General features: G+C 63.0%; 18 protein-coding genes. 8 read left to right on the top strand and 10 right to left on the bottom strand.

Annotated elements, in window-relative coordinates; translation table 11 throughout:
• Window positions 1–9: 9 nt before the first annotated feature.
• From ACNFIC_RS08060 to ACNFIC_RS08050, 3 genes are all read right to left on the bottom strand, one after another.
• Window positions 10–780 carry a MetQ/NlpA family ABC transporter substrate-binding protein gene (locus ACNFIC_RS08060; RefSeq protein ID WP_138221643.1) on the bottom strand — a complete coding sequence of 257 codons (771 nt, stop codon included), beginning with the start codon at window positions 778–780 and terminating at the stop codon, window positions 10–12.
• A 64-nt stretch (window positions 781–844) separates the two neighbouring features.
• Entirely contained in the window at window positions 845–1,516 is a 672-nt protein-coding gene (locus ACNFIC_RS08055; RefSeq protein ID WP_138221642.1) for a methionine ABC transporter permease, read from the bottom strand.
• Window positions 1,516–2,523, bottom strand: a complete 1,008-nt coding sequence (locus ACNFIC_RS08050) for a methionine ABC transporter ATP-binding protein (protein WP_138221641.1) — start codon at window positions 2,521–2,523, stop codon at window positions 1,516–1,518. The genes ACNFIC_RS08055 and ACNFIC_RS08050 overlap by 1 nt, the downstream gene beginning before the upstream one ends.
• 221 nt (window positions 2,524–2,744) lie before the next feature.
• On the opposite strand from ACNFIC_RS08050, the gene katE reads away from it, so the two are divergent.
• Window positions 2,745–4,889, top strand: a complete 2,145-nt coding sequence (gene katE, locus ACNFIC_RS08045; RefSeq protein ID WP_416780681.1) for a catalase HPII — start codon at window positions 2,745–2,747, stop codon at window positions 4,887–4,889.
• Window positions 4,890–4,942: 53 nt separating this feature from the next.
• Here the strand turns inward: katE and ACNFIC_RS08040 are convergent, their stop codons facing one another.
• From ACNFIC_RS08040 to zur, 4 genes are all read right to left on the bottom strand, one after another.
• On the bottom strand, window positions 4,943–5,650 hold the full coding sequence (locus tag ACNFIC_RS08040) for a PA5502 family lipoprotein (RefSeq protein ID WP_416780680.1): 708 nt from the start codon (window positions 5,648–5,650) through the stop codon (window positions 4,943–4,945).
• A 116-nt stretch (window positions 5,651–5,766) separates the two neighbouring features.
• On the bottom strand, window positions 5,767–6,549 hold the full coding sequence (gene znuB, locus ACNFIC_RS08035) for a zinc ABC transporter permease subunit ZnuB (RefSeq protein ID WP_416780678.1): 783 nt from the start codon (window positions 6,547–6,549) through the stop codon (window positions 5,767–5,769).
• Window positions 6,542–7,315, bottom strand: a complete 774-nt coding sequence (znuC, locus tag ACNFIC_RS08030) for a zinc ABC transporter ATP-binding protein ZnuC (protein WP_138221637.1) — start codon at window positions 7,313–7,315, stop codon at window positions 6,542–6,544. The genes znuB and znuC overlap by 8 nt, the downstream gene beginning before the upstream one ends.
• Window positions 7,312–7,797: a zinc uptake transcriptional repressor Zur gene (gene zur / locus ACNFIC_RS08025; protein ID WP_138221636.1), complete on the bottom strand. Its 486-nt coding sequence runs from the start codon at window positions 7,795–7,797 to the stop codon at window positions 7,312–7,314. The genes znuC and zur overlap by 4 nt, the downstream gene beginning before the upstream one ends.
• An 18-nt stretch (window positions 7,798–7,815) precedes the next feature.
• Here zur and ACNFIC_RS08020 point away from each other — a divergent pair, with 18 nt between their 5' ends.
• Window positions 7,816–8,772, top strand: a complete 957-nt coding sequence (locus tag ACNFIC_RS08020) for a zinc ABC transporter substrate-binding protein (protein ID WP_416780675.1) — start codon at window positions 7,816–7,818, stop codon at window positions 8,770–8,772.
• Window positions 8,773–8,919: 147 nt separating this feature from the next.
• On the opposite strand, the gene ACNFIC_RS08015 is transcribed toward ACNFIC_RS08020, so the two are convergent.
• Entirely contained in the window at window positions 8,920–9,870 is a 951-nt protein-coding gene (locus tag ACNFIC_RS08015; protein WP_138221634.1) for a homoserine kinase, read from the bottom strand.
• 67 nt (window positions 9,871–9,937) lie between these two features.
• A complete protein-coding gene (locus ACNFIC_RS08010; protein WP_138221633.1) occupies window positions 9,938–10,228 on the bottom strand; it encodes a DUF2782 domain-containing protein in 291 nt (96 codons plus the stop codon).
• Window positions 10,229–10,303: 75 nt separating this feature from the next.
• Between ACNFIC_RS08010 and polA the strand changes: the two genes are divergently transcribed.
• Complete coding sequence (polA, locus tag ACNFIC_RS08005) at window positions 10,304–13,054, top strand: DNA polymerase I (RefSeq protein WP_416780673.1); 2,751 nt, start codon at window positions 10,304–10,306, stop codon at window positions 13,052–13,054.
• A gap of 347 nt (window positions 13,055–13,401) precedes the next feature.
• Here the strand turns inward: polA and yihA are convergent, their stop codons facing one another.
• Window positions 13,402–14,034 carry a ribosome biogenesis GTP-binding protein YihA/YsxC gene (gene yihA / locus ACNFIC_RS08000; RefSeq protein WP_138221631.1) on the bottom strand — a complete coding sequence of 211 codons (633 nt, stop codon included), beginning with the start codon at window positions 14,032–14,034 and terminating at the stop codon, window positions 13,402–13,404.
• A 193-nt stretch (window positions 14,035–14,227) separates the two neighbouring features.
• Between yihA and ACNFIC_RS07995 the strand changes: the two genes are divergently transcribed.
• From ACNFIC_RS07995 to ACNFIC_RS07975, 5 genes are all read left to right on the top strand, one after another.
• The gene (locus ACNFIC_RS07995) at window positions 14,228–14,530 is read left to right on the top strand and encodes a c-type cytochrome (protein WP_138221630.1); all 303 of its coding nucleotides are present in this window, start codon (window positions 14,228–14,230) and stop codon (window positions 14,528–14,530) included.
• Between the two features lie 31 nt (window positions 14,531–14,561).
• A complete protein-coding gene (locus tag ACNFIC_RS07990; RefSeq protein ID WP_138221629.1) occupies window positions 14,562–15,179 on the top strand; it encodes a c-type cytochrome in 618 nt (205 codons plus the stop codon).
• A gap of 151 nt (window positions 15,180–15,330) precedes the next feature.
• Window positions 15,331–15,966, top strand: coding sequence for a thiol:disulfide interchange protein DsbA (gene dsbA, locus ACNFIC_RS07985; RefSeq protein WP_138221628.1), 636 nt, complete (start codon window positions 15,331–15,333; stop codon window positions 15,964–15,966).
• Window positions 15,967–15,977: 11 nt separating this feature from the next.
• Window positions 15,978–16,832: an endonuclease/exonuclease/phosphatase family protein gene (locus tag ACNFIC_RS07980; RefSeq protein WP_416780669.1), complete on the top strand. Its 855-nt coding sequence runs from the start codon at window positions 15,978–15,980 to the stop codon at window positions 16,830–16,832.
• Window positions 16,833–17,044: 212 nt separating this feature from the next.
• Window positions 17,045–19,111, top strand: coding sequence for a diguanylate cyclase (locus ACNFIC_RS07975; protein ID WP_416780668.1), 2,067 nt, complete (start codon window positions 17,045–17,047; stop codon window positions 19,109–19,111).
• Window positions 19,112–19,162: the final 51 nt, after the last annotated feature.

Raw genomic sequence — 19,162 nt, 5'->3', positions numbered from 1 at the left:
TAGGTCAGCTTAGAACGCTGGAACCACAGCGCCTTTGTACTTCTCGTTGATGAACTGCTTCACCTCAGGCGAGTGCAGTGCTGCTGCCAGCTTTTGCATGGCATCGCTGTCCTTGTTGTCCGGGCGGGCAACCAGGATGTTCACGTACGGCGAGTCGCTGCCTTCGATGGCCAGGGCGTCGGTTTCTGGGTTCAGCTTGGCTTCCAGCGCGTAGTTGGTGTTGATCAGGGCAGCATCGACCTGTGTCAGCACGCGCGGGATGGTGGCCGCTTCCAGCTCACGGAATTTCACGCCTTTGGGGTTTTCGGCAACATCCTTCACGGTGGACAGGATGTTCTTGTTGTCCTTGAGCTTGATCACGCCGGACTTGTCCAGCAGCAACAGGGCGCGGCCGCCATTGGTGGCATCGTTGGGAATGACCACGGTGGCGCCGGTTGGCAGCTCGTCGAGCTTCTTGAACTTGGTCGAGTACACGCCCAGTGGTTCGATGTGCACGCCGGCAACGCTCACCAGCTGGGTGCCCTTGGCCTTGTTGAACTCATCCAGGTACGGCTGGTGCTGGAAGAAGTTGGCGTCCAGGCGCTTTTCGGCCACTTGCACGTTCGGTTGGATGTAGTCGGTGAATTCCTTGACCTTCAGCTCCACGCCCTCTTTCGCCAGCTGTGGTTTGACGAAGTTGAGGATCTCGGCGTGCGGCACCGGGGTGGCCGCGACGGTCAGGGTTTCGGCGTGGGCCGAGAAGGCCGCGACAGCGGCGACGACAGCAAGCAGCTTCTTCATTGATCACTCCTTGTGAGGGCCGCGACGGCCCCCGAACGGGTCGGCCGGGCCGACCCCATTGGGGTTATTTACGGGAGAAATGCACGACCAGTTTGTCGCCGACGCTCTGCAGAACTTGAACCAGTACCAGCAACAACACCACGGTGACCACCATCACGTCGGTCTGGAAACGCTGGTAGCCGAAGCGGATGGCCAGGTCGCCGAGGCCACCGGCACCCACCACACCGGCCATTGCGGTATAGGACACCAGGGTGATGGCGGTGACGGTGATGGCGGCGAAGATACCCGGGCGTGCCTCGGGCAGCAGCGCGTTGGTGATGATCTGGCGGGTCGTGGCGCCCATCGACTGGGTCGCCTCGATGATCCCCCGATCCACCTCACGCAGGGCGGTTTCGACCAACCGCGCGAAGAACGGCGTGGCGCCCACCACCAGCGGCGGGATGGCGCCGGCCACGCCCAGCGAGGTGCCGGTGATCAGCACGGTGACCGGGATCATCACGATCAACAGGATGATGAACGGCAGCGAGCGCAGGATGTTGACGATCAGCGACAGCAGCGCGTACACGCCCTTCTGTTCGAACATCTGGCGTGGCCCGCAGAGGAACAGCAGCACGCCCAGCGGTAGGCCCAGCAGCACGGTGAAGAACAGCGAGCCGAACAGCATGATCATGGTGTCGAGGGTAGCCAGCCAGATTTCGGCCCAGTCGACGTTGGCGAAGAAATTCAGAGCGTCCATCAACGCAGTACCTCCATATGTACGTCAGCTGCCGTGAAGCGTGCGAACGCCGCGTCCATGTCCCCGCCGATCAGGGCAAGGGTCAGCTGGCCATAGGGGACATCCTTGATGCGGTCGATACGCCCGGCGAGGATGCTGTAGTCCACGCCGGTCTCGCGGGCCACGGTGCCCAGCAGCGGTGCGTAGGTGGCATCGCCCTGGAACGTCAGGCGCACGATGCGCCCAGGGACGTGGGCGAAGTCGTCGCGTTGCTCGCCTTCGTCGACCTGCTCGTCTTCCTGGACGAAGCGCTTGGTGGTTGGGTGTTTTGGGTGCAGGAACACCTCGGCCACCGGGCCTTGCTCGACGATCTTGCCGGCGTCCATTACCGCCACGCGGTCGCAGACTCGGCGGATCACGTCCATTTCATGGGTGATCAGCACGATGGTCAGCTTCAGCTCACGGTTGATCTCGGCCAGCAGTTGCAGCACCGATGCGGTGGTTTGCGGGTCGAGGGCGCTGGTGGCTTCGTCGCAGAGCAGGATCTTGGGGTTGGTCGACAGGGCGCGGGCGATGCCGACGCGCTGTTTCTGACCGCCCGAGAGCTGGGCCGGGTATTTCTTGGCATGGTCTTGCAGGCCGACACGTTGCAGCAGCTGCATGACGCGCTCGTTGATCGCGTCGCGCGACAGCTCGCCAGCCAGCACCAGCGGCAGTGCGACGTTATCGGCAACCGTCTTGGAGGCCAGCAGGTTGAAGTGCTGGAAGATCATCCCGACCTGTTGGCGGAAGCCGCGCAACTGATTGGCGTCGAAGGCGGTGACCTCCTCGCCGTCGACGATGATCTGGCCACCGGTGGGGTTTTCGAGGCGGTTGATCAGGCGCAGCAGCGTGCTTTTGCCGGCGCCGGAGTGGCCGATCAGGCCGAACACCTGGCCATCTTCGATGGTCAGGCTGGTCGGGTTCAGGGCCGGGATGTCCCTACCATTGACGCGGTAGGTCTTATGGACGTTTTGAAACTCGATCACTGAGCGAACCTTGTGGGGCGCATGGAATGTGGGCCAGCGGTGAGCCGGGGTCGCGCATTTTAGCCTTTTCCACTCGCTGTTCTTAGCATTTATTTCGTCACCGTCCAACCCAGCGGGCATAACGCGACAACCGGTAATCCTGATTGAACGCTCGCCAACGCCCCTCAGTCACTACTTGAACAAGCCCGCACGGGCAGCCTGAAGACTGAGGAGAAGCGAACATGGCCAGCAAGAAGACCCCCGAGTCCCGCCAGAGCCAGGTGGCGGGCACCGACACGCCGGACCGCGCCAACACCAATGCCAAGCTGCAGAGCCTCGAGGCGTTCCGTAGCGATGCTACGGGCCAGGCACTGCGCACCAATCAGGGCGTGAAGATCGCTGACAACCAGAACAGCCTCAAAGCCGGTGCGCGTGGGCCATCGCTGCTCGAAGACTTCATCATGCGCGAGAAGATCACCCACTTCGACCACGAGCGCATTCCTGAGCGCATCGTGCATGCCCGCGGCACCGGGGCCCATGGCTATTTCCAGAGCTATGGCTGCCACTCCGAGTTGACCAAGGCGGGCTTTCTGCAAGACCCAGAGAAGATCACCCCGGTGTTCGTGCGTTTCTCCACCGTGCAGGGCCCGCGTGGCTCCGGCGACACGGTGCGCGACGTGCGCGGTTTCGCAGTGAAGTTCTACACCGATGAGGGCAATTTCGATCTGGTTGGTAACAACATGCCAGTATTTTTCATTCAGGACGCGATCAAGTTCCCCGATTTCGTGCATGCCGTGAAGCCTGAACCGCACAACGAGATGCCCACCGGCGGTTCGGCGCATGACACCTTCTGGGATTTCGTGTCGCTGGTCCCGGAGACGGCGCACATGGTCATCTGGGCCATGTCCGACCGTGCCATTCCGCGCAGCCTGCGGATGATGGAAGGGTTTGGCGTACATACGTTCCGCCTGATCAACGCCCAAGGCGTGGCCAGTTTCGTCAAATTCCACTGGAAGCCACGCCAGGGCGTGCATTCGGTGCTGTGGGACGAGGCGCAGAAGCTTGCGGGCAAGGACACCGACTATCATCGCCGTGACCTGTGGGAAGCCATCGAAACCGGGCACTACCCGGAATGGGAGCTGGGTGTACAGATCGTGCCTGAAGCCGATGAGCATATGTTCGACTTCGACCTGCTGGACCCGACCAAGCTGATTCCCGAGGAACTGGTGCCGGTGACGCCGTTGGGCAAGATGGTGCTCGACCGCAACCCGGACAACTTTTTCGCCGAAGTGGAACAGGTGGCGTTCTGCCCAGGGCATATCGTGCCGGGCATCGATTTCACCAACGACCCGCTGCTGCAAGGCCGGTTGTTTTCCTACACCGACACGCAGATCAGCCGGCTTGGCGGGCCGAACTTCCACGAAATCCCGATCAACCGCCCGCTGGCGCCCAACCACAGCGGCCAGCGGGATGCCATGCACCGCATGACCCTCGACAAGGGCCGCGCCTCGTACGAGCCTAATTCCATCGATGGCGGCTGGCCCAAAGAGACCCCGCCAGCGCCTCAGGATGGCGGCTTCGAGAGTTACCAGGAGCGCATCGATGCGCACAAGATTCGCCAGCGCAGCGATTCCTTCGGCGACCACTTTTCCCAGGCCCGGTTGTTCTTTCAGAGCATGAGCGCGCACGAGCAACAGCACATCATCAAGGCGTACAGCTTCGAGCTGGGTAAGGTGGAGCGCGAAGCGATCCGGGCCCGCGTGGTCAACGAAATCCTTGCCAACATCGATCTCACGCTGGCGGCGGCAGTGTCGGCCAACCTGGGTCTGCCCGCGCCGAAGGCCGCGACGGTCAAGGTCAAAGGCAGCAAGCTCAAACAATCCAAGGCCCTGAGCCAGCTCGGCAAGCAAGGCGAGATTGGCATCAGCGGGCGCAAGATCGGCGTGCTGGTGGCCGATGGGGTGGAGGTGGCGAGTGTCGACAAGGTGGTCAAGGCCCTGCAGGCGCAGCGTGCCCGGCCGATGCTGCTGGGGCCGACGTCGGCGCCGGTGAAGACCGCCGACGGCAAGGCCTTGCCGGTGGATGCCTCGATCGAAGGGATGCCTTCGGTGATGTTTGATGGCGTCTGGGTGCCGGCGGGCAAGGCTTCGCTCCAGGCGCTGGAAGGCAGTGGGGTGGCCAAGCACTTCCTGTTGGAGACCTACAAGCACCTCAAGCCCATGGGCCTGAGCCTGGACGGCAAGCTGTTGCTGAACAAGCTGGGGCTACAGGAGGATGCAGGGCTATTGCTGGGCGATGAGCAAAAGACCTTCGAGGCGTTCTTCAAGGCGTTGGCGGAGCATCGGGTGTGGGCGCGCGAGGCGGTTGCCGAGTCGGTGCCGGCCTGACCGATGGGGGCACGTCGGCGCATGGCGCCGACTTGGCCCTTGATGCCAATCCGTCAGGGCTGATGCGGTATCAGCACAACCTGTGCTGGCAGCGCGCGCTGAATTTCGTGGCTCTGCTTGAGCACGAAGCTGCTGTCGAGCATGTGCACGCGCTTTTGCAGCAGGGTCTTGAGCCACGGCGCATCACGCGTACGCGGCACCTGGAATACCACCTCGCAGCGATAGCTCACCACGTCGGCGGCGATGTCGACCAACTGGCGCCGCAGCGCGCGGCTGTCAGTGGTCTTCAGGGCGATGACTGTGTGTGGCGCGGCGGGGTCGATGATCCGGGCGCTGGGCTTGGCTTCGGCAGCCTTGAGTGCGGCTTCGGCTTTTTCCAGCTCGGCCTTGCGGGCATGGGCCATGGTGTCGCCGCCGGTCACCGCCGGTGCCTGAGGCATCAGCGCGCGGGCGCGGGCCAAGGCGGTCGCGGCGGCGTTGACATCGCCCTTTTGCAGGACGATTTGACTGCGTTTCAAATAGGCTTCGGCCAACTGCCGCTGGTGCGGTTCGAGACGCGCATCGTCCGGCGTCTGGGTTTGCAAGGCGGCCAGCTGATCTTCGGCGGTGGCCAGCTCGTTGGTGGCGATGCTCTGTTCCAGTTGCTGCCAGGCATCTGGCTGGGCAGGCACGACCGGCTGCTCGACCGGTGCGCTGGAGCAGGCGGCCAGGAACAGGGAAAACGTGGCAACAAGCAGATAACGGGAGGCGAACAGCTTCATTCCTGCGACTCTCTATTTGCGCAAAAAGCGAGCAAGTCTACACCCAGGTGCGCACGCTCGAAAACCGGTCTTACAGACCCTTTACCAGCGAAAAGGTTGCGTGTGGCTGGGATTTTTCAGCGTTTTGGCAACGCCAGGCTCAGCAAGAATAGCACTGCCGCGCAGACCACGATCGATGGCCCTGCCGGGGTGTCCTTGAACCACGACATGGCCAGACCGCCGCATACGGCAGTGATACCCAGCAGGCTGGCGCCCAGTGCCATCTGTTCAGGCGAACGAGCGTGACGTTGTGCCGCGGCTGCCGGGATGATCAGCAGCGAGGTGATCAACAGCACCCCGACGATCTTCATGGCAACCGCGATCACCACGGCGATCAGCAGCATCAGTGCCAGGCGCAGGCCTGCCACTGGCAGGCCTTCGACCATCGCCAGTTCTTCGTGCACGGTAACGGCCAGCAGTGGCCGCCAGAACACGGCCAGCAGCGTCAGCACCAACGCGCTGCCGCCCAGGATCCAGGCCAGGTCCGTGGTGCTGATCGCCAGCAAATCGCCGAACAGGTAGGCCATCAGGTCGATGCGTACATCGTGCATGAAACTCAGCACCACCAGGCCCAGCGACAGGGTGCTGGGGGCGAGGATGCCGAGCAGGGTGTCCGATGCCAGTGGCTGGCGTTGTTGCAGCGTCACCAGCAGGATCGCCAGCAGCAGGCAGCCAACGGTGACCGCCAGGGCCGGGCTGACATCCAGGGCGAAGCCCAGTGCGACACCGAGTAACGCGGCGTGGGATAGCGTGTCGCCGAAATAGGCCATGCGCCGCCATACCACGAACGAACCCAGCGGACCGGCCACCAGCGCCAGCGACAGGCCGGCAAGCAGGGCGTAGAGAAGAAAATCAGCCATGCTTGCAGTGCTCTCCGTGAACGTGGGCGCCGGGGGCTACGACCGAGCCGTGCAGGTCGTGGCTGTGGTCGTGATGGTGGTGGTAGATGGCCAGGCTCGGCGCGTTCTGGCCGAAAAGCTCGACGAAGGCCGGGTCGTTGCTGACCTGTTCGGGGTGGCCCGAGCAGCACACGTGACGGTTTAGGCAGACCACCTGGTCGGTAGCGCTCATGACCAGGTGCAGGTCGTGGCTGACCATCAGCACGCCGCAGCCGTGGCGGTCGCGCAGGCGCGTGATGAGGTTGTACAGCTCGGTCTGGCCGACCACGTCGACGCCCTGCACCGGCTCGTCGAGCACCAGCAGCTCGGGTTCGCGCAGCAGCGCGCGGGCCAGCAGCACGCGCTGCATTTCGCCGCCAGAGATGGTCTGGATCGGGCTGTCGATCACCTGTTCGGCGCCCACCTCCTGCAACGCCGACAAGGCTGCCGCGCGGTCTACCCCGGGCACCAGGCGCAAAAAACGCAGCACTGACAACGGTAGCGTGGCGTCGACCTGGATCTTTTGCGGCATGTAGCCGATGCGCAGCTTCGGTTTGCGCCACACCTTGCCACGGTGCGGCTTGAGTAGCCCGAGCACGGCGCGCACCAGGGTCGTCTTGCCGGCGCCATTGGGGCCGATGAGCGTGACGATCTGGCGCGGGGCCACGGCCAGGTCGATGCTGTCGAGCACCGCCTCGCCGCCAAAGCTAACGCCGACCTGTTCGAGGCGGATCAGGGCGTCGCTCATGCCTTGCCTCGGCAGTTACCGCACAGGCCGACGATTTCCACGGTCTGGGTTTCGACGCTGAAACCAACGGTTTTGGCGCTGTCGACGATGGCGTTGCTGATGCTGTCTTGTTCGAGTTCGATGGCCACGTGGCATTCGCGGCAGATCAGGAACTGACCCTGGTGCGCATGCTCGGGGTGGCTACAGCCGATGAAGGCGTTGAGCGAGGCGATGCGGTGTACCAGGCCGTTGTCGAGGAGAAAATCCAGGGCCCGGTACACCGTGGGTGGCGCGGCGCGGCGCCCGTCCTGCTCGCTGAGCACGGCGAGGATGTCGTAGGCGCCCAATGGCTTGTGGCTCTGCCACACCAGCTCCAGCACGCGACGGCGCAGGGCGGTCAGACGCAAGCCCTGGCGATTGCACAGCGCATCGGCCTCGGCCAGCGCGCTATGAACGCAATGGGAATGATCGTGGGGACGGTGGGCCAGCGGCGTGATGGACATGGGCAGCGACGGTTCTGGATGGAGACGTTATTATGTTACCTGTTTCTGACGAGCCGAGTATCCACCGTGTCCCGATTCCTTGCTCTCTTTGTCGCTTTCATCGCCTTTTCGGCCCACGCCGAGGTGCGTGTGCTGACCAGCATCAAGCCCTTGCAACAGATTGCTGCCGCGGTACAGGACGGTGTCGGTAGCCCCGACGTGTTGCTGCCGCCGGGGGCGTCGCCGCACCATTACGCGTTGCGCCCTTCCGATGTGCGCAAGGTCGGCGACGCGGACCTTTTGTACTGGATCGGCCCGGACATGGAGAACTTCCTGCCCCGTGTGCTGGGCGGGCGTAGCAAGCCAAGCGTGGCTGTGCAGTCGCTCCCTGGCATGCAGCTGCGCCATTTTGGCGAGGACAGCCACTCCCACGATGAAGCTGACCACGACGACCATGATCACGACCACCGCCCAGGCAGTCTCGACGCACACCTGTGGCTGTCGTCGGTCAACGCGCGGGTGATTGCGACGAAGATGGCCGCTGACCTGGCGGCAGCGGACCCAGCCAATGCGGCGCGCTACCAGGCGAACCTTAAACAGTTCGTCGAGCGTCTGGATGCGTTGGATGTGCGCATCAAGCAGCGGGTGGCAGGCGTTGCCGACAAGCCTTACTTCGTGTTCCACGAAGCCTTCGATTATTTCGAAGCTGCCTATGGTCTGAAGCACACCGGCGTGTTCAGCGTTGCCTCCGAGGTGCAGCCGGGCGCGCAGCATGTTGCGGCCATGCGCAAGCGCTTGCAGGAAGTGGGCAAGACCTGCGTATTCAGCGAGCCGCCGCTGCGTCCGCGCCTGGCCGAAACGCTGACGGCGGGCCTGCCGGTGCGGTTGGCCGAGCTGGATGCACTGGGCGGAACGGATCCGGTGGATGGCAAGGGCTACGAGCGTTTGCTGGAGAAGCTGGGCGGGGATCTGGCGGGGTGCCTGGAGCAGCTTTGAGCTTCGGCATGGGCCGTTAGACGCGGCTCAAGATCTCGGGGCCATGCAAGATCGCCAGGGCTGCTGCGCAGCCCATCCGGCTGCGCCGGTGTTCGCGGCTAAAGCCGCTCCTACAGGGAGCGGCGGTGTTGGTGTTGGTCAGTGCGATTACAAGGCGAACGGCAGGTGCAATGCCACCTGCTGGCGTTGCGCCAAGCGCACTTCGAAATCCCGTGGGTCATGGATGGTCACGTCCATGCCAGCGAACTCCCTGGCGGCGATCAGCCGCGACAGCCAGAAGCGCACGCACGCTACCCGCAGCATCACCGGCCACAGTTCGGCCTCGGCCGCCGTGAACGGCCGTAGCGCCGCATAGGCGCCCAACAGCGCCTGGGCGCGGGCCAGGTCGATACCGCTGTGTGCGTCCAGGCACCAGTCGTTCACAGTGATTGCGATGTCGTACAGCATTGGCCCGGAGCAGGCGTTGTAGAAGTCGATCAGCCCGCTCAGGTGGGTGCCTTCGAACATCACGTTGTCGCGGAACAGGTCAGCGTGCAGGTTAGCCTTGGGCAGGGCCATGATCTGCGCCTTGTGCGCGGTGATTTCGGCCAGGGCCGGGGTCAGCAGCGCGGCCTGTTCGGCGTTCAGGCCCGGCAGCAATTCGGCGCCCGATTGCAGCATCCAGTCCAGGCCACGGTCGGTGCGGCGTTCGAGGGGGCGCTCGCGGGTGGCCAGGTGGATGTGCGCCAGCAATTCACCGACCTGGGCGCAATGCTGGTTGTTCGGCTGCTTGACGTGCTTGCCCGACAGCCGTGGCTGCAACAGGGCAGGCTTGCCGCACAGCTCGCGCAGGCCTTTGCCGTCGCGCGCACGCACGGCGTAGGGCACCGGCATGTCGGCCTCATGCAGGACGTCGAGCAGTTCGATGAAGAACGGCATGTCCTCGACCGGCCCACGTTCGACCAGCGTCAGGACGAACTCCCCCTGTTCCAGGCTGACGAAGAAGTTGCTGTTCTCTGTGCCGGCGGCGATGCCCTGGAAGTCGAGCAGACGGCCCAGCTCGTATTGCGCCAGAAAGGTTTCCAGCTCAGGCCGGGTCACGGGGGTGAAGACTGACATGTCGAAAAATTGCCCATACGGGCACTTCCGCCGGGAAGTGCCGGGTTGATATGAACGGTACCCGCGGTTACTTCCACTCGAAAATTTTCCAGGCCGGAATCAGCATGTCCGGCTGGTCGGAACGAATGAAATTGGCATCGGTGCCATCGGCGCGTACCAGGAAATAAGGCTTGCCGCCCTTGGGCGTGACCTTGATCGCATACAGGAAGCCGTTTTGACGGTACTCCTGGATGGTTCTATCGCCTTCCGTGCGAATGGTGACATCGGGATCTGCCGATGGCGCGTCTTCCGCCGCCAGGGTGACGACTGGCATGGTGGCCAGCAGACCGAGCAGTAACAGGCGATTGAGTGTACGCATGATAACCTAGTCCCTTTGTCGTCAAATGTTCTGGCTATTCTAGCGCCGGACCTGCCGAAAAGGTTGATTCTCCTCATGAGCCAAGCGCCCCTCGTCCTGGTGGACGGTTCGTCCTACCTCTACCGCGCCTTCCACGCGCTGCCGCCGCTGACCACCTCCAAAGGCATGCCTACCGGCGCGGTCAAGGGCGTGCTGAACATGCTCAAGAGCTTGCGCCGACAGTATCCGGACAGCCTGTTCGCGGTGGTGTTCGACGCCAAGGGCGGAACCTTCCGCGATGCCATGTTCGCCGAATACAAAGCCAATCGCCCGAGCATGCCCGATGACCTGCGTGTGCAGGTCGAGCCGTTGCACGCCAGCGTGCGCGCATTGGGTTATCCGCTGCTGTGCGTCGAAGGCGTCGAGGCCGATGACGTGATCGGCACCCTGGCACGTAGCAGCGCCGCAGCCGGGCGCCCGGTGATCATCTCGACAGGTGACAAGGACATGGCCCAACTGGTGGACGGCCACGTTACGCTGGTCAACACCATGACCGGCAGTGTGCTGGACGTTGCTGGCGTGCACGAAAAATTTGGCGTGGGTCCCGAGCACATCATCGATTTCCTCGCCCTGATGGGCGACAAGGTCGACAACATCCCCGGCGTGCCGGGCGTTGGCGAAAAAACCGCCGTGGGGCTGCTGACCGGTATCGGTGGCGGTCTGCACGCCCTTTACGAGAATCTCGACAAGGTTCCGGCGCTGGCCATTCGCGGCGCCAAGACTCTGCCGGCCAAGCTCGCCGAGCACCGTGATGCCGCGTTCCTCTCCTATGAGTTGGCCACCATCAAGTGCGATGTCGAACTGGACGTGGCGGTGGACGCGTTGGTGTGCGGCGAGCCTGATCGCGACGCCCTGCTGGCGTTGTACACCGAGATGGAGTTCAAGAGCTGGATCGCCGATGTGCAGCGTGACGCCGTACAGGCTGGCAATGCGATGACCGCCGTTGCCCAGGCACCGGCGGAAAAGGTCGAGCCTAAGTACGAAACAATCCTCGAACAGGCGCGTTTCGACGCCTGGCTTGAGAAGCTGCGTGCGGCAACGCTGTTCGCCTTCGACACCGAGACCACCGGGCTGGATGCGCAGAAGGCACAGCTGGTGGGCGTGTCGTTCGCCGTCTCGCCCTTCGAGGCTGCCTATGTGCCGCTGGCCCATGACTACGAAGGCGCACCCGCGCAGCTGGAGCGCGAAGCCGTGCTGCTGGCGCTCAAGCCTTTGCTTGAAGATCCGGCCAAGGCCAAGGTCGGCCAGAACGCCAAGTACGACATCAACATCCTGGCCAATGGCAGCCCAGCCATCCAGGTGCGCGGCGTGGCCTACGACACCATGCTTGAGTCGTATGTGTTCAACTCCACCGCCACCCGCCACGACATGGACAGCCTGGCGCAGCGCTACCTCGACCACACCACGATTACCTTCGAAGAAATCGCCGGCAAGGGCGCGAAGCAGCTGACGTTCAACCAGATTGCGCTGGACAAGGCGGGCCCTTATGCGGCCGAGGACGCCGACATTACCCTGCGCCTACACCACGCCTTGCAGGCACGCCTGGCGGAGACGCCGAGCGTGCAGCCGGTGCTGATGGACATCGAGATGCCGCTGGTGCCGGTGCTGGCTCGTATCGAGCGCCAGGGTGCGCTGGTGGATGCCGCGCTGCTCAAGGTGCAGAGCGGTGAGCTGGGGGCAAAGATGGTTGAGCTTGAGCGTGAGGCGTTCGTGTTGGCCGGCGAGGAGTTCAACCTTGGCTCGCCCAAGCAGCTGGGGGGGATCCTCTATGACAAGCTGGGCATGCCGGTACTGAGCAAGACGGCCAAGGGTCAGCCGTCCACGGCCGAGGCGGTGCTCGATGAACTGGCCGAGCAAGGCTACCCGCTGCCCAAGGTGCTGATGCAATACCGCAGCCTGAGCAAGCTCAAGAACACCTACACCGACAAGCTCCCCGAGCAGATCAATCCGCGTACCGGGCGCATCCACACCTCCTACCAGCAGGCTGTGGCAGCCACCGGGCGCTTGTCTTCCAACGACCCGAACCTGCAGAACATCCCGATTCGCACCGCCGAGGGCCGGCGCATCCGTCAGGCCTTCGTCGCCAGCCCCGGCTACAAGCTGCTGGCGGCGGACTACTCGCAGATCGAGTTGCGCATCATGGCCCACCTGGCCAAGGACGAGGGGTTGTTGCACGCGTTTCGCAATAACCTGGACGTGCACCGGGCAACGGCTGCCGAAGTGTTCGGCGTGGCCCTGGAGGACGTCACCCTCGACCAGCGGCGCAGCGCCAAGGCCATCAACTTCGGCCTGATCTACGGCATGAGCGCGTTCGGCCTGGCCAAGCAGATCGGCGTCGATCGCAAACAGTCCCAGGACTACATCGACCGCTATTTCGCGCGCTACCCGGGCGTGCTCGCCTATATGGAGCGCACCCGCGCCCAGGCCGCTGAACAAGGTTTCGTCGAAACGCTGTTCGGCCGCAGGCTGTACCTGCCGGATATCAACGCCAAGAACCCTGCGCTGCGCAAAGGCGCCGAACGCACCGCGATCAACGCGCCGATGCAAGGCACCGCCGCGGACATCGTCAAACGCGCCATGGTGGCTGTGGATAACTGGCTGACTGACAGCGGCCTGGATGCACGGGTGATCTTGCAGGTGCACGACGAACTGGTGCTGGAGGTGCGTGAGGACCTGGTGGCGCAGGTGAAAGATGAAATTCGCGGGTACATGAGCGGCGCTGCGCAACTGGACGTTCCGCTGCTGGTGGAAGTGGGCGTTGGCTCGAATTGGGACGAAGCTCACTGAATGGCGCCGTGAAGCGGTGTAGGATCTGCGGCGTAGTGTCGCGGATCCGGCTGGCCTCCCCTCCCTTAGATCCGGTGTTTCATGAAACTATCGCAAATAGTTTTCAGAGCCCCGGAACTAAACCGGTGAACCGCCACTCAGAGTACCTGAATGGCTGGTGAAGCCTTTCGATGCTCCTATGTTGTGTTAAGTGTTGGCAGATATCTGGACCCCGCCCTAGCGGTCCGGACTTGAACCCCGAACTTCCCCCTCCCCATATGAAGTCCGGGGTTTTTTTTGCCTGGAATTTGACCTCCAGGTACTGCGCAACCGTGTAGGAGCGGCCTTGTGCCGCCCCACACAAGCGGTCAAGCCGCCGGCTTGTCTTCCAACTCCATCCAGTCCGCCAGCACCCGATAGGCCTCTTCCAGCCCCTGGCGCTTGGGTGCCGAGAACAGCTGGATGGTCGCCGCGTCGCCCCAGCCCTTGCGGATCTCCGACTGCACCTTGAGCAGCGTGTTCTTGCCCGCACCGTGGGTCAGCTTGTCGGCTTTGGTCAACAGGATGTGCATCGGCATGCCGCTGGCCTTGGCCCAATCGAGCATCATCTTGTCGAAATCGGTCATCGGGTGGCGCACGTCCATCATCAGGATCACCCCGCGCAGGCACTCACGTCCGCCCAAGTAGGCCTCCAGGTGCTTTTGCCAGTGCTGCTTGAGCGGAATCGGCACTTTTGCATATCCGTAGCCCGGCAGGTCGACCAATCGCCGTTCATCGTCCAGACTGAAGAAATTCAACAGCTGGGTGCGGCCCGGGGTCTTGGACGTCCGCGCCAGGCTGGCATGGGTCAGGGTATTGAGGGCACTGGATTTGCCAGCGTTGGAACGGCCGGCAAAGGCCACCTCGTAACCCTGGTCTTCAGGGCATTGTTCGACCTTGGCGGCGCTGAGGGCGAATTTGGCTTTCTGGCAGAGGCCGAGGATGGGGTTCTTGACTTGCATGGGATATCCGATGTGGGTGTTGCCAAGGCCAGGGCCGGCAAGCAGTGTCGTTTCCGTTTGGATGGCGGAAGTATATAATGCCCCAGTTTTTGTGTGCTCTTTCTCCCAGCGAAGGAGATTGGGCATGGGGTGTCGAACAATAGCTCGCGCGACAGAACGCAGCGCGGCCCCCAACCCTGTCAGGTCGTTGCGCATGGCGAAATGGCTGCTTGCTGTCGGTGTGTTCCTGCCGATTTTCAGCGCACAGGCTACACAGGATCCCGAGGCGTTGTACAACCGCACGTGTGCGGCCTGTCACGCCGGACAGTTGCCACAGGCCCCCCAACGGGGTGACCGGGCAGCTTGGGAGCCGAGACTGGCGCAAGGCATGGCACAGCTGGTGGTGCATGTTACACAGGGTTTCAAGGCTATGCCGCCGCGTGGATTGTGCATGGACTGCAGTGCCGAGGACTACCGATTGGTCATCCTTTGGATGAGCGGCAGTCCCGATACATAACATTTCACCCTTAGCCGTGTTGGATTAGCTGATGAACAAACTATTCGTGAGTCTGCTGTTGACCATGGGGGTCGCAGGTGCGGCAAGTGCTGCCGATCCCATTAAAGGCGATGCCACTGCCGGTCAGGCCAAAACCGCTGTCTGTGGGGCCTGTCACAACCCTGACGGCAACAGCCTGGCACCGAACTTCCCCAAACTTGCAGGCCAGGGCCAGCGCTACCTCGAAAAACAGCTGCACGACATCCAGTCCGGCAAGCGTACGGTTCTGGAAATGACGGGCATGCTGGCCAACTTCAACGACCAGGACTTGGCCGATATCGCCGCCTACTTCTCCAGCCAGAAAGGTAGCGTCGGCGCCGCCGACCCTAAACTGGTGGAGCGCGGCCGCGCGCTGTTCAACGGCGGGGACCTCGAAAAAGGCATGCCTGCCTGCACCGGTTGCCACTCACCCAATGGCGCAGGCCTAGCCTTGGCCGGCTTCCCGCACTTGGGTGGCCAGCACGCGCAGTACGTGGCCAAGCAGCTCACTGACTTCCGCGAAGGCAATCGTACCAACGATGGCGATGCCATGACCATGCGCACCATCGCCGGCAAGCTCAGCAACAAGGATATCGAGGCTATCGCCAGCTATATCCAGGGCCTGCATTAACATTCGGTTAATGATGTCGGGCAAAGATGAAAGGGCAGCTTGGGCTGCCCTTTTTGCTGTTCATGGCCGTACACTACAGAACTCGCGCCCTTCCCGGCCTGTCTGAGCACAGGTCGCGTCGAGGCGACCAAAGACTGCTCAGGAGTAAAGCATGCGTAAACTGATTCTCAGCGCTGCACTGGTCGCCGCCAGCGCATTCGGTATGGCCACCGTGCAGGCCGCAGAGCCTGCAACCGCTGGCAAGCAGTACATCGAGCTGAGCAACCCGGTGCCTGTGTCCCAGCCCGGCAAGATCGAGGTCGTCGAACTGTTCTGGTACGGCTGCCCGCACTGCTACCACTTCGAGCCGACCCTCAACCCGTGGATCGACAAGTTGCCCAAGGACGTCAACTTCAAGCGCGTACCGGCCATGTTCGGTGGCCCATGGGATGCCCACGGCCAGATGTTCCTGACCCTCGAAGCCATGGGCGTCGAGCAGAAGGTGCATGCTGCGGTGTTCGATGCCATCCAGAACCAGCGCAAGCGCCTGACCGACCCGCAAGACATGGCGGACTTCCTGGCCACCCAGGGCGTCGACAAGGACAAGTTCCTCGCCACTTTCAATTCCTTCGCCATCAAGGGCCAGGTCAACCAAGCCAAAGAGCTGGCCAAGAAGTACGAAATCACCGGCGTGCCGAGCATGGTAGTCAACGGCAAGTACCGCTTCGACCTGGGTACCGCCCAAGGGCCGGAAGGCGTGCTGAACGTCGCTGACCAACTGATCGCCAAGGAGCGCGCCGCTAAGTAAGCGGCGCCAGCATGGGCCGCTTTCGCACCTCACGCGTCGTCGGTTTGCACCAGCCGCAGGTCAACGAGCATCACCTACAGGCCTCGGGCCTGCCGGAGGATGGTCGTCTGCGGCTGCTCAGTTTCAATATCCAGGTCGGTATCAGCACCGAGCGCTATCGCCACTACCTGACCCGCAGCTGGCAACACGTGCTGCCGCACAACGGCCGCGCCGGCAACTTGCAGAAGATCGGCGACCTGCTGGCTGACTTCGACCTGGTGGCGTTGCAGGAAGCCGATGGCGGCAGCCTGCGCTCGGGCTACGTCAATCAGGTGGAACACCTCGCGCAGCTGGGCGCGTTCCCCTACTGGTATCAACAGCTCAACCGCAACCTCGGGCGTTTTGCCCAGCACAGCAACGGTGTGCTCAGCCGCCTAAAGCCGCAACATCTCGAAGACCATCCACTTCCCGGCCCGGCGGGTCGTGGTGCGATTCTGGTGCGTTTTGGCGAGGGCGAGGACGCGCTGATCGTGGTGATGATGCACTTGGCCCTGGGCGCCAAGACCCGCGCGCGGCAGTTGGCCTATATACGTGAGCTGATCGGCGGCTACCGCCACCAGATTCTCATGGGTGACATGAACACCCATGCCAATGACCTGCTCGAGCATTCGCCCCTGCGCGACCTGGGTCTGATCGCGCCGCACGTCGAAGCCACTTTCCCCAGTTGGCGACCGCAGCGCTGCCTGGACCATATCCTGCTCAGCCCAAGCCTTACCCTCGAGCGCGTCGAGGTACTGGCACAGCCGATTTCCGATCACCTTCCGGTTGCCGTCGAGATCCGATTGCCTGATGCATTGACTGTGGATACGCTGCCGGTCCTGACCTAGTGCCTTGTGTCGGAAATCAGCTGTTCACGTTGGCGTAGCGCTGCCGTGAAGGGTTGCGGCGTCGTGTCGGGCAACCCTCCCGGGCCCTGCCGCGGCCCGCGCCGGTGTTTCCCGCACAGATCATTAGCGTCAGGAGGACTCAAGCGTTTGGCATTGGCGCCGAAACGGAGTCATCACTGGGCGAGAAGCCCTCACCGGATGCGGATCCAGGCATGACCCAAGAAGCCGAGCGCTGGAAAGAAAAGTACCTCAAGAGCATCGAGCAGCAGGAGAAGCTCGAACGGCGCTGGGAAGCGCGTCTCGACTTGCTGCGTCGCGGCCTGGTGCGCAGCACCCTGGCGGCGGAGGGGAGTGACAAGATCGTCGACCAGTGCATGAAGGAAATGCGCGAGGTGATCCGCAGCGACAACATGGACGCAGGCCTTGCCGGGCTGATTCCGCGTCTGGAACAAGCCGTGCTCGACTCCGAGCAGCGCCGCGAAACCCGCATGAACCAAGTCAGCGATGCGTTGAACGCGCTGGTCACCCAGTTGCAGACCCTGCCGCTGCCCGGCGATGTGTCGCGCCCCCTGAAGAAACTCGCGAAAAAGCTCGACGGCGGGGTCGCTCAGTCCCGCGACTTGCCGCCCTTGCTCGGCGAACTCAGTGGCCTGCAGGGCAAGGCTCTAAATGCGCTGAGCAAACCTGATGAGGAGGCACGCCCTGGCCTGCTTCAGCGCCTGTTCGGTGGTCGCGAGCAGAACCCGCAAGTTTCAGGGGATACCGACGTGCCCCGCGATATGCCTGGCTTGCCGAGCGTGCTGCCACAAACGCCCACGCCGGCGGCGGAGCAAGCGCAGGAAGTGCAGGAAGTGCAGGAAGTGCAGGAAATGCCACAGGATGCCGATGAACTGCATCCCCTGCCCACGCCTGCCCCTGCGGCTGGCGCGCAGGTGGTGGTTGAGGCAACTGGGCAGGCTTCGCTCGCTCATGTCGAGGTGCCTGGCCCGGCACCGATCACGGCTGAGCCAGCGTCAGCGCTCGAGGTTCTGCAAAACACTGCGTCGGGCGGTGCCGATGAACCTGCGACGATGGCTGAGCCCGAATCTGAAAGCGCGCAAGCTGCGAGCGAATCCCCGAACCAGGCGCCAGCCGAAATCGTATCAGTGCTGCCACCTAGCGCTGCACCGGATGGCGAGGACATCATCGAGGGCGAGGACGGCCCCTACGCCCTGCCTGACGCTGTCGAGCCGCCTTACAGTCAGGTGGCCGCGCATATCGAGCAGACCCTTATCGGTTTGCTCGATGACCTCAGCTTGCCTGAGCGCCATAAGGCCCAAGCCTTGGAGATGCGCGAGCGCGTTGCGCGTGGGCTGAACTGGTACGAGCTGATCCCGGTGCTGGATGATCTGGCGGTACTCATGCTGGCGATCACAGACAGCGGTCAGCATGAATTCGAAGCCTATCTGCAGCAGCTCAACGAGCGTCTGGACAGTTTCCAGAGCCACCTGCACGAAGCCAGTGCCGGTCACGCTGACAACAGCTTCGTTGCCCGCGAGCTGGACAGCCAGCTTCGCGAGCAGGTCGACGGCCTGCAGAGCAGCGTGCAGGATGCAGCGGATGTGGACAGCCTCAAGCACATTCTGGAAAACCGTCTTGAAGGCTTGCTCGGGACCATGGACCAGCACCAGCTCGAACGCGACCGCCGCGAGCAGGAACTGGCCGGTCGCCTGCAAGGGTTGGTCGAGCGGGTTGCGAGTATGGAGCAGGAGGCACTGGGTTACCGCGAGCACCTCGAAGAGCAGCGGCAGAAGGCGATGGTCGATCCGCTGACTGGCCTGCCCAACCGTGCAGCCTGGTCCGAGCAGCTTGAGCGTGAGGTACTCGACTGGCAGGAAAACGGTGGCCATTTGGCCATGGCTATCCTCGACCTCGATCATTTCAAGCGAATCAACGACGGATATGGCCACCTGGCCGGTGACAAGGTACTGAAGATCGTCGCCGAGCAGTTGCGCAAACGCCTGCGTGGACGTGACTTCATCGCGCGTTTTGGCGGCGAGGAGTTCGTTCTGCTGCTGCCACAGACATCGCCGCCGGCTGCTGCGCAGGTCGCTGAAGCGTTGCGTGCGGCGGTCGAGGCGTGCCCGTTCCACTTCAAGGGCGAGCGGGTGGTGATCACCACGTCGATTGGCGTGAGTGCGTTCCGTTCCGGCGAGCGCGGCGACCAGGTGCTCAAGCGCGCCGACGAGGCGTTGTACCGGGCCAAGGACAGTGGGCGTAACCGGGTGGAGCAGGCATGAAGCTGCCTTTACCCGGCTGTATGTAGTTACCGCAGCGACCTACCTGGATTC

This window comes from Pseudomonas sp. NY15463, from assembly GCF_048068415.1.
Taxonomy (GTDB): Bacteria; Pseudomonadota; Gammaproteobacteria; order Pseudomonadales; family Pseudomonadaceae; genus Aquipseudomonas; species Aquipseudomonas mosselii_C.
Note: the sequence above shows the minus strand (reverse complement) of the source record. Positions and strands in the feature narration are given on the sequence as shown.